This window comes from Singulisphaera photorubra (genome assembly GCF_045290345.1).
Taxonomy (GTDB): Bacteria; Planctomycetota; Planctomycetia; order Isosphaerales; family Isosphaeraceae; genus Singulisphaera.
On the sequence record NZ_CP155447.1, the window covers coordinates 9,230,532 to 9,241,099 of the forward strand.

The window sequence follows — 10,568 nt, forward strand, 5'->3', positions numbered from 1 at the left end:
GTGCCGCGGCTGCTGGTGAGTGTACGATCGGTCGAGGAAGCCCTGGTTGCGTTCGCCGGAGGAGCGTCCATCATCGATCTCAAGGAGCCGGCTCGAGGCCCTCTCGGGCGGGCCGACACCGAAGTCTGGCAAGCCAGCCGTGAAATGTTGCCCGCCGAAGCTTGCCTCAGCGTAGCGCTCGGGGAACTGCCGGAGTGGACCGACCAGGCCGATCCGTCTCCTAGTCACTTCGCGGGAATATCGTATCGAAAGCTCGGGCTGGCGGGAGTCGGGGCCGACTGGAGAACCGGTTGGGCCAACCTGCGCGATCGATGGGGGGAGGGCCCGGCCTGGGTGGCCGTGGTTTACTCCGACTGGCCACTCGCCCAGGCGCCTGAGCCCACCGCTGTGTTGGATGAAGCCCTAGCCGTTGCCGGTTGCACCGGCATCTTGATTGATACCTGGGATAAATCGAGTCCCAGCACAGTCGGCCGCTCATGGATCCCCTGGCTGGCTCGAGCACGTCAAGGGGGACTGACCGTCGCGCTAGCGGGCGGCCTGAACGAATCCCGGATCGAACGGCTGGCGCCCTTGGATCCCGATTGGATCGCCGTCCGGGGGGCTGCCTGCCACGACGGGGACCGTGGGAGTGCAATCGATCCTGCCCGCGTCGCCCGGTTGGCACGTCTGGTCAAGAGGATGGAATTGGAGTAAGCGGTCACCTCACGGCTCGGCTTTTCCCCCTTATTGCTCATCCTTATTCCCGTGAATCAGCCCCCAGATCAAATCTGACGCCTTGGGCGAGCGGGAGGTCGGCCCCTCGGTTGATGGTACATGTCTGCCGTCTCATGTAGGTTTTCCAGGCGTCGGAACCGGCTTCACGTCCTCCACCGGTGGCCTTCTCGCCCCCAAACGCCCCGCCGATCTCGGCACCCGAGGTGCCGATGTTGACGTTTGCGATGCCGCAGTCGGAACCCTCGGCCGAGAGGAAATGTTCCGACTCGCGCAGGTCGTTGGTGAAGATGGCCGACGTCAAACCCTGGGCCACGCCGTTTTGAATTCTGATCGCTTCGTCGAGTGTGGAGTAACTCATCACGTACAGAATCGGTGCAAAGGTTTCTTCGCCGACGATCGGCATCCCAGGGTCGGCACGGACTAATGCCGGCTCGACGAAGAATCCTGGCCGCGGAAGTCGTTTGCCACCGTAGAGAATCTTTCCACCCTGCGCCTCGGCCGCTCTGAGCGCCTGCTCCATCGTTTCGACCGCACGCTCGTTGATGAGCGGCCCCATCAAGACGCCATCTTCCCAGGGGTTGCCGATTCGAAGGCTGGCGAAGGATCGTTTGAGTCGCTCGATCACGGTCTCGATCAGCGATTCGTGGACGATCAGACGCCGAACGGTCGTGCAACGCTGTCCGGCCGTCCCGACCGCGGCGAACAGGATTCCCCTCAGGGCCAGCTCCAGGTCGGCACTCGGGGCCACGATGATGGCGTTGTTGCCCCCCAACTCGAGGAGCGATCGGCCCATCCGTCGCGCGACGACCTCCGCAACTCGTTCTCCCATCCGGCAACTTCCCGTTGCTGAGATCAGGGGGAGCCTGGTGTCATGGATCATGCTCTCCCCAACGTCGCTCGCTCCGCCGACGACAAGGCTGAACACCCCCTCGCAGTCATTCGCCGCCGCCACCTCGTTGACAATCCGCTGAACCGCGACGGCCGTTAACGGTGTCTCGGGCGACGGCTTCCAGATCATCGAATTGCCACAGACCGCCGCCAACGCCGCGTTCCACGACCAGACGGCCACGGGGAAGTTGAACGCGGTGATAATCCCAACCGGTCCGATCGGAAGCCATTGCTCCATCATTCGATGCAACGGACGCTCGCTGGCGATTGTCAATCCGTGAAGCTGCCGAGACAGCCCCACGGCGAAATCGCACATGTCGATCATCTCTTGAACTTCCCCTTCTCCTTCCGACCGGATCTTTCCCGTCTCCAGCGTGACAAGTAGGCCGAGGTCCCGCTTCCGCTCGCGCAGGGCCGCACCGATTTGGCGGACAACCTCTCCACGCTTTGGAGCGGGGGTCTGGCGCCACTTCAAGAATGAGGCAGATGACCGTTCCGCGATCCGCTGGTAGTCATCGGCCGAGGCCATGATGACCTGCGCGAGCGGTTCACCGGTCGCCGGATTCTTCGAGGTAATGACCTCGCCCCCTGGCCGATCCATCCAACTCGCGTGACAGGCCCCGCTGTTGACCGACTCAAGGCCCAGTCTTTCTAAGCAGGTGGACATGGTCTTTCCTTGAATTGTGCGCTAGCCCTGGGTGCCACGGATGGTTCTCAACCCGTGGCCACGGTGCGGTTACCCATCAGAACATCAAAGAAAACCGGGACCAACGGCTGAGCGGGCCGTCTAACATCGCGACTTCATATCCGCCTGCGAATCCATGCACGGCTTCGTTTCCACTGCGTCCCCGCACAATTATTAGGAGGATGGCGCGGATGGGAAGGGTGAAGCATTTTCGGAAGAGCTGCAAATCCCGATGCAAACCGTCGTTCGGAAGGGAATGTGGAGGGTTTACTCCCCGATGACCTTGACCAGCACCCGCTTCGGGCGTCGTCCGTCGAACTCGCCGTAAAAGACTTGTTCCCAGGGGCCGAAGTCCAACTTCCCATCGGTGATGGCGATGACCACCTCTCGACCCATCACCTGCCGTTTCATATGGGCGTCGGCATTGTCCTCGCCCGTCCGATTGTGATGGTACCGCTGGGGCGACGGGTCGAAGGGAGCGAGCGCCTCCAGCCAAGCCTTATAGTCCTCATGCAAGCCGGGTTCGTCGTCGTTGATGAAGACGCTGGCCGTGATGTGCATGGCATTACAGAGGAGGAGGCCCTCCTTGACTCCGCTCTTCTGAACGATCTGTTCGAGCTTCGGGGTGATGTTCAGGAAACCCATCCGCTCCGAGAGCTGGAAGGTCAAATACTCGGTGGTTGATTTCACGTTGGTTCCCTTTTAGTATCTATCCGCACTGGACAAACTTGAAAACAATCGTTGCGAGTAGGAATCGCCTCTAAAGCTGATTTGAAGTGGTTTTATTTGGCATAAGTTGAGCGAATGCAATTGTTCGTTCAAAGAAACAAGTCGGTACTTTAATATTTCAGGCCGCTGTCGTAAGCAAGAAAGACGATCGTCGCACCCGACTCAGGACCAGCGAGCAGTTGCCAGTCCGGCCCCCAAGTTTCCAATTGTCAACTCGACCACCGGTTGGCCATCGGCAAGCAATCCATCGGCTTTAGCTTGTTTGATAACTTCAAGAATCACCCAGCTCGGGAATCCGGCCAACGGATAGTTGAAGCAGTGGACGCCTGAGCGAGGCGATGCCCAACGGGTTCGTCGTGGCAACCCCGGCGTTCATTCGGTCAGTTCGCAAAGTGAGTGCCGGTGGGGCATACTTGCTCTGAGGCAGGTTCAGTGGAGGGGGACGCTCGAGCCCTGGAACCAGTCGTCCGAGGGAAGTTCGCTTGGGGGGTCCCATTTGATCGCTTCAAAAACCGTACTGTTATGGCCGAAGATTCCGTGCCAGGGGCTTTCGATGCGGTAAAAATTCGTTCGAAAGCCAATGCGGCGCAGCCTCACAAGCATTTCGATCGAGAAAAATGAGTAGACGAGGCACCCTTCATCGATCCGAAGCGGATCATGATGATAGATCGGAGGCTTCAACATTTTGATCGAACCATCTTCGTCGATCACCGCGCGAAGGTCGTCGAGATACTGGGCCTGGTCGAAGGGAACCGTGAAAATGTGGCGTCCCCCATGCTTGAGCACCCGGAAAATCTCGCGATGAGCCTTGTACGGGTCGGGGATGTGTTCGAACACGTCGGCCGAGAGGACCACATCCAAACTCGCATCAGGAAACGAAAGATTCATCAGGTCCTGATGCTGAACGTCATTTACGTATTCGCCGCCGGCAAGTTCGTCGCCGAGATATTCGCTGCAGACGTAGTTTTTCATCGGAGCAAGGACCGAGTGGATCGCCGAATGGGCGTCGGTGTTGTACACCTTGAGGTCCTCCAGCTTGGCCACGTCCACGAGCGAGCGAAGGCTGGTTCCGAGATCGCCGCTCAAAGACTTGCAGATGACGTAAGCCAATGCGCGATATCGATTCATCGAACGGCAGTTGCGGCAGAGTCCCGTCTCTCTGAGATTGTCCGTATGAATCTTCCAGGGAGTGAACGCTCCGCAGACGAGACATTTTCCAAACCCACCAAATCCCGTCTTGACCATCAATTTTTCGAGATAACTTTGAGGGTAATAGTAAAGTGGGTAGGCGCGACACTCCTTGAGCCGGTCCGAGAGCCCGGTGCGAGGTTGAGTTCCGGGCATCACGTACTGAGAGAGAGACAGCGAGGAGGGACGAAATTCACGTCGACGAATCGCGTTGGTCAGTTCGGACAGGCGCGACATTTTTCCCTCCTTTGTAAGTGCGCTACTACGACCATGTTCAGTTTCAATGAATCAAATAACAGCAGGTTGAGCTGCGGAGTATGGTTCCAGAGAGCAAACGGGTCAAGTGTAGCAACTCAACGGCCAACTTCACGTTGGATTTTTCCAATCGGCATCAACTCAACGAGGCGGGCCGAGAAATCAATCCGAAAATTGGAGTTGATTGCGTCGGTATCATTCACCGCCGAGAGCGACTTCCGCCCAGGCGGCGACACGCCTACCATGGCGATCGGTTCCGATGGCTTTAACGATCAGCGGGCCACTACTTTTGGAAACCCCTTCCAGCCTGATCGGGCGGGAGTGGAGCGTCCCTCGACCTGGCAGGGCCGACGTACCGAACGCGGCAACCAGTGCTGTCGTCTCGAGCTTGCCTCGCCGAAACGTCAGCCCGTGCGGGCTAGACGCTGGAACGAGCGGTTCCCACGCGAGCGCTGAGAGCGTCGTCGGCGTGCCATCGCGCTCTCGGATTTCGGCTCTCAGATAGAGCTCTCCCCCCGACCTGGCTTCGATGCCCGCCCGCAAGTCGAGGTTGGCGAGCGCAGCGGGAAGTGGGACGGCCGTGACTTGTAAATCCGCCTCGGCGGGACCGGTAATCTCCACATCGATCGCGCCAAGCGGCGAGGCGTCGACCACGATGTAGTGGCTACTCGTGCCCGCGGCCGACCAGGTCTCCGACCCTCCATCCGGGACGACCCGGCTCGTTCGGGGACCCGCCAATTGCCAGCCGTCGACGGAAGCGCGAACGTCGAGGGTTCGGTACCCGTCGCTGGGAGCCGCCTTTTCGATCCCACTGAAGTAGAGGGCGAGTGACCACTGTCGATAGAGGTCGGCGAAGCGGGCTCCGGTCACGGCTTCGAGATTTTCGATCCCGTGACGCGGCGATCGGATCAGGGCGGGGAGGAGCGCCGGTCCATAGCGGTCCGCGCACCAGCGGAGGAACAGATAGGTGCTCCCCCGATTCCCATGGCTTCGGAAGAGGTCGGCCGTGTAATAGTCTTCTACCACAAGCCGATAGCGTTCCGGATTCGACAGGAAGGCACTGATGCGATAGTCGAGATTCGATCGGGAGAATCCATGGAGATCTTCACAAAGGTGGGCCAATGCTTCGTCGAGCCATCCTTCCTCGTCAGCCCCCAAACGCTCGCCTACCGGTCCTGTGAACGTCTTGGCGCTATAGGTGACCGCATGCGTGTATTCATGCGCTACGATGGTTCTCAAGTAAGGGTCGGCCTGAAGACTCGCGTTCAAATACATCATATCGCAGCGATTGCTGAACGGGGCGGCAAATCCAGGGTCGAGATCCGCACCTCGGACGAAGCCGTCGACAGTATGGCGTCCCCCCGCCAGCCGAGTTAACCAACTCGACATGAGGATTGTGAACCGGCCATCGCCGTCGACGTCGCGTGCCTGACCGATCGTTTTTGCGGCGACCGGGAAGACTTGCTGGTCGAAGGTCGCCACCAGATCGCGGAGGACGGGCTCGCCGACCCGAGCTCCATCCAACGAGTCGACATAGACCTGAACACGCTCACCGACGGCTCGCAATTGCCCTGTGATCGCGAGATAATTGCTGGCGCTGGCAACGTCGCCATCGCGGGCAAGGACATAAAATTTCCGCTCGTGAGGCGGCATGGTATCGACGGGCGCTGCCACGGCAGGGAGGCTTGGCGCCACCAGATTTGCCTTCCCACGCTTCTCGGCGGGGGCCAGTAGGGGAGGGCGAGACTCGGTGACTCCTCGTGCCGTCAACCGAATCGGATAGGGCCCCGCCGAACCCGATAAGGCCGAGACCACGACAAGTGTCCTTGAACCCGGCTCGGGGGCTTTGACCTGAAATTGTGACCGACCGCCGTCGACCTCCATCGCGAGCGGACGTCCCACTCCCCAGATCGAGGGGGGAGAACTGGGGCGTACCGGTCTCAGGTCTTGAGAGCCCGCTTGGAGGGTCGCCAGGGCTACCAGTCCCAGCGCAAGCCAGGGGGAAAGCCATCGATGGCGGGCAGAGGCTCCCTTCATTCCGACTCACCCGTTCTGAGGCCTGGCCGCAAGGGAAATCTCACGTCGAGATCGCACCGAGAGTCGCGACAGACTTTCGATCGGCCCATCACATGGGTCCGCTTGAGCCGTTTGAAAGGGTTATAGGTATTGCGCTGGTCTTGACCTTTTCTTCCGAAAAAGGCGGTCGATTTCCCCTTGAATTTTGATCGATCCAAGTTTCACGGTCTGCTTGCCCTAGACTTCGACATGCCAGTACAATCAGGCCCCAACCCTGGGGGATCGGCCTCCGGTGCGCACACCCACGCTTACTGTCTTAAACCTATAGCTAATTGCATGTTACGACGACCGCGATTGACTCGCTCCGCGATCCTGACGGGCGTGCTCGTGCTGCTTCTGGGGACAAGTCGAGCGCGGGCCGACTCGAAGGAGGCTCCCAAAGTTGTGATCGCCTGGCCATCTGGCCCCATGGAAGCTCGAATTGCTTTCGACCGCCCAATCGACTTGACACTCGGTACGAACTTCGTTGGAAAATCGATCCACTTCGATCTCCATCACCGAAATCTTGAAGAATGGCGGAGGCAGGGCTCGCCCCTCTTTTCGCCTCCGATTGGAACGTTGAAAGTTGCGGCCGCGACGGTCGACTCGGAACGGAGGACGCTGATCCTCACGACCGACCCGCACCCTCGAGACGCGGTCTATCTCCTCGAGACCGGGGCCTCAAAACCGCCAGGAGAGCGTTCGTCGCCAGGTCTTCAACCGACTCGGGGCGAGATGATCGCCTACGATCTGAGTGGCGTCTCAGTGACCTTGGCCACCGGAGACGTTGAGGCTGAAAACGCCTGGGAAGGGTGGTGGCCAGACTTCGATCCTCAAACAAGTCAGCGCATGACTGTCGATTCACGAGAACATGATCGTGGATTTGCGTTGCTGAAGCAGGCTGGTCGAGCGACTCTTGAGAGCCTGGTGGTGCTACCCAAGGGACGCGTCGTTCTCAGGCTGGTGTGCAACGAGCCGATGGAGGTTTCGCTCAATGGCGAAAACCCAAGTTCGCAGGACAAGACTCAGGCTGAGTTCGTGGTGGAGTCGACGGGAGATCCGAATGCTCTCTTCATGACAGTCCGGCCTGAACGCAGGGAACGGCCATTTTCATTCCAGGCGACCTACCGAACGGATCACGATAAAAAAGATCGTGCCTTGTCGCGTGATCGCCTGATCTTGCCATGGGTTCCCCCAACCCCCCCGTCCCAGCCTGACCGGACACCGCCCCCGTTTCAGCTTTCTGGGGGGGATCGAGCTCGAGGAGAGGCTCTCTTTCATGGTGATCGGGCGAAATGCTCGGGATGCCACAGGTTGAGAGGAAAGGGGGGAAGTGTCGGACCTGATCTTAGCAATCTGAACAATCGTGGCCTCGACGAGCTTTACCGCGACATCGCCGAGCCGAGCGCGGCGATCCATCCCGACTTCAACGCCTATGCGGTGGCACTCAAGGATGGCCGGGTCATCGCTGGCATCATCCGCGCTGAGGGGGCCGAGAAGATTCGAGTCAGCGACAGCGACGCAAAAATGACGGAGATCCCGCGATCGGAGATTGAAGAGCTCCGACCGAGCGGGACCTCGATCATGCCAGTGGGACTTGTTGGAGCAATCGGCGAGCAAGCGACTCGCGACATCCTCGCGTTTCTGCGTGCGCCGGCTCCGCTGAATCCAACTCCCTTGGAGCCCTGAAATCAGGGGAAACTGAAGCGAACCCCCTGAACCGGATGCCGATTCCATTCGATTCGTTCCCGACACAGAAATGGGACGAGTTTGCTCGAGGCAGGAACCGATTGTCGGGCGTCGGGAGTGGAGTACTAGGCGGGACCACTCGGATCGGGAGGCGGTACCGGATCGATCGGGGGCGGATCGCCGGGGCCAGCGCCTACCGCGGGATCGACCAGTTCAGGAGGCTCCGGGTCGCCAGGGTCAGGTCCTACCGCGGGATCGTCCAGTTCAGGAGGGACCGGATCGCCAGGGTCAGCGCCTACCGCGGGGCCACTCGGATCGGGAGGCGGTACCGGATCGATCGGGGGCGGATCGCCAGGAGCGGCCGCAGTAGTCGCAGAATGATCGACTAAGGGTGGGGAGGACAATGCTCCAACCGACCCGACCTCAGCCGGCGGCGAAGTGCCTGGCAGTCCTGATGGACTCAGTCTTCGTTCCAGGAACTCAGGGGCATATCGGGGATTGCGAATCCGGCGCATAGCAAAGCCTCGGCAATCTCATTAGTGTGCATAGCAGTAATCCTTTGCATCCGAACAGCACGGCTCCTACTGAAAATCTAGTTCGAGGTAAGTACCAGTTTCGCGATGTTGATAAAAATCCACGCGAGCCGTTCCCTGAGGAGCGGGAGCAGGGGTTGTCTCACTTCGAGCCCCGAGCGGTTCTCGATGGCCTGGCACACCGATTTCCCGACGTTTACCAAAGCGGAGCGAGGCGTTCGCAATGGGCGATTGGCTCGGAGCCGAGGCGAAACCCGTTCGAGACTCGAGGGTCGTCTCGTTTGAAAATGTCGACTCCTTTCTCGATGGTGATCTGGCGCGACAGATCTCGCGAATTGAGAATCACGAAGGCTGACACAAAGGCATTCACAATGACCCAACTCAGGAAGCCACGTCCGGTTCTCATCTTTGACTTTGGCAACGTGGTCGCATACTTCGACTATCGAAAGGCGTGCGACGTACTCGGGCGTCCGTTGGGGCTCTCAGGTGAGGCCCTGCTCGAATTGGCACGGAGCCGGAACTTCGTTGCAATCCTCCAAGAATACGAGAGCGGCGCAATCACGCCGGAGCGGTTCTCAGAGAGGTTCTGCAAGCTCGTCGGTCTCGAATTACCGCACCAAGAATTCGCGGCCGCCTGGTCCGACATCTTCTGGCTGAACGAGCCGATGGCGCAACTCGTGGAATTCCTCAAACAACAGGGTTACCGACTCGTTCTTGGATCGAACACAAACGCGCTCCATGCCGCGCGGTTCCAAAGTCAATTTGCCCAGACTCTGGCCCATTTCGACCACCTGGTCCTCTCCCATGAGATTGGCCATCTCAAGCCCTCTGCAGAGTTCTATCACGCTTGTGCGAAAGTAGCCGGTGAGGTGCCGGCATCCTGCCTGTTCATCGACGACCTCGCCGAGAACGTCGAGGGAGCCAAGGCGGCTGGACTCTCCGCCCTTCATTTCACGGAATTCCCTAAACTTTTGAGCGACCTCGTGGCAGCGGGCGTTGACGTCTCCCCATTGCTCGAGAACAGGCCCGTTTGAGGAAGGCCACGCTCCGGATGGTTCTGACCTCGATGACGATTGTGCAGCCCAGGGTTGGCCAGGACGTTCAGCCTCCAACGGCCCCATGAGGTCCGCCTGGCCAGAATTGGCCAGGTCGATCTTGTGGGAACTGGCGATCCATGATGAGCCCGGTCCTGATTTTCAAAAGTATCGACCCCGAATCGTCGTACGGCCCCGCCCCCCCCATCGCCTTGAAATCAAGTGATTTGCCGGCACAATCCCGATCTCCCTTCTCGGATTACAACCACACATTTGAGAATTCCGCAGCCATTCACGCCACGCGTTTGACTTACCTCATTCTCCGGGCCACACTCCAACTGATCCGCGATCCACACAGCACGTGGATTGCAAAATTCGCTTGTCCGACCCCTCCGAATCCACACCTCCCACGAATTCCCAAAAATCGCCCTTGACGGCCCGTTTCGTTATAGGGAAGAATGACTGCGTGCATGTAGTCAATCACCCAATCGAGCACTGATCGTCCTCACGTTCTTCATTCGTGCTGAGGCTGCAAGAGACAAAAGTTTTCGACGCGTCCCCCCGAGAGGGACCTGAACTGGCCGAGCCACTTCCTGATCTGCTTACGTCCTTGGATTCCCAAGCGAGGCGTGAGTGGGGGGAGGCGGAAGGAGACGGCTGGATGAGGTCGAATGGGCTGGACGGTCGCGGTAGGGTCGAAGCGAGCCGCTGAACGTGGGTTAGCCTGCGAGGCGGTTCAGATAAAGAAACAAGCGGGATCACCTTGAACCAAATTGGAGTCTCCTGAGTCGAACCTTG

At 59.4% G+C, this 10,568-nt stretch carries 7 protein-coding genes; 3 read left to right on the forward strand and 4 right to left on the reverse strand.

Translation table 11 applies throughout. The features are described 5' to 3' along the window. Entirely contained in the window at positions 1 to 693 is a 693-nt protein-coding gene (locus V5E97_RS34450; RefSeq protein WP_406696064.1) for a (5-formylfuran-3-yl)methyl phosphate synthase, read from the forward strand. A 43-nt stretch (positions 694 to 736) separates the two neighbouring features. On the opposite strand, the gene amaB is transcribed toward V5E97_RS34450, so the two are convergent. The 4 genes from amaB to V5E97_RS34470 all read right to left on the reverse strand — a co-directional run bounded on the left by amaB (position 737) and on the right by V5E97_RS34470 (position 6,496). Next, positions 737 to 2,269 carry an L-piperidine-6-carboxylate dehydrogenase gene (amaB, locus tag V5E97_RS34455; RefSeq protein WP_406696065.1) on the reverse strand — a complete coding sequence of 511 codons (1,533 nt, stop codon included), beginning with the start codon at positions 2,267 to 2,269 and terminating at the stop codon, positions 737 to 739. A gap of 285 nt (positions 2,270 to 2,554) precedes the next feature. Continuing rightward, positions 2,555 to 2,977, reverse strand: coding sequence for a secondary thiamine-phosphate synthase enzyme YjbQ (locus V5E97_RS34460; protein ID WP_406696066.1), 423 nt, complete (start codon positions 2,975 to 2,977; stop codon positions 2,555 to 2,557). A 468-nt stretch (positions 2,978 to 3,445) separates the two neighbouring features. Further along, positions 3,446 to 4,441, reverse strand: coding sequence for a class I SAM-dependent methyltransferase (locus V5E97_RS34465; protein WP_406696067.1), 996 nt, complete (start codon positions 4,439 to 4,441; stop codon positions 3,446 to 3,448). Between the two features lie 213 nt (positions 4,442 to 4,654). Continuing rightward, a complete protein-coding gene (locus tag V5E97_RS34470) occupies positions 4,655 to 6,496 on the reverse strand; it encodes a hypothetical protein (RefSeq protein ID WP_406696068.1) in 1,842 nt (613 codons plus the stop codon). A 597-nt stretch (positions 6,497 to 7,093) separates the two neighbouring features. On the opposite strand from V5E97_RS34470, the gene V5E97_RS34475 reads away from it, so the two are divergent. Both V5E97_RS34475 and V5E97_RS34480 read left to right on the forward strand, forming a co-directional pair. Then, complete coding sequence (locus V5E97_RS34475; protein ID WP_406696069.1) at positions 7,094 to 8,203, forward strand: c-type cytochrome; 1,110 nt, start codon at positions 7,094 to 7,096, stop codon at positions 8,201 to 8,203. Between the two features lie 904 nt (positions 8,204 to 9,107). Further along, positions 9,108 to 9,770 (forward strand): HAD family hydrolase, encoded by a 663-nt coding sequence (locus V5E97_RS34480; RefSeq protein WP_406696070.1) that lies wholly within the window; start codon positions 9,108 to 9,110, stop codon positions 9,768 to 9,770. Positions 9,771 to 10,568 lie beyond the last annotated feature (798 nt).

What these genes read in the sequence shown, in the direction of transcription:
- V5E97_RS34480 (WP_406696070.1), top strand. Translation starts at nt 9,108, where the DNA reads ATGACCCAACTCAGGAAGCCACGTCCGGTTCTCATCTTTGACTTTGGC.
- amaB (WP_406696065.1), bottom strand. Translation starts at nt 2,269, where the DNA reads ATGTCCACCTGCTTAGAAAGACTGGGCCTTGAGTCGGTCAACAGCGGG.
- V5E97_RS34470 (WP_406696068.1), bottom strand. Translation starts at nt 6,496, where the DNA reads ATGAAGGGAGCCTCTGCCCGCCATCGATGGCTTTCCCCCTGGCTTGCG.
- V5E97_RS34465 (WP_406696067.1), bottom strand. Translation starts at nt 4,441, where the DNA reads ATGTCGCGCCTGTCCGAACTGACCAACGCGATTCGTCGACGTGAATTT.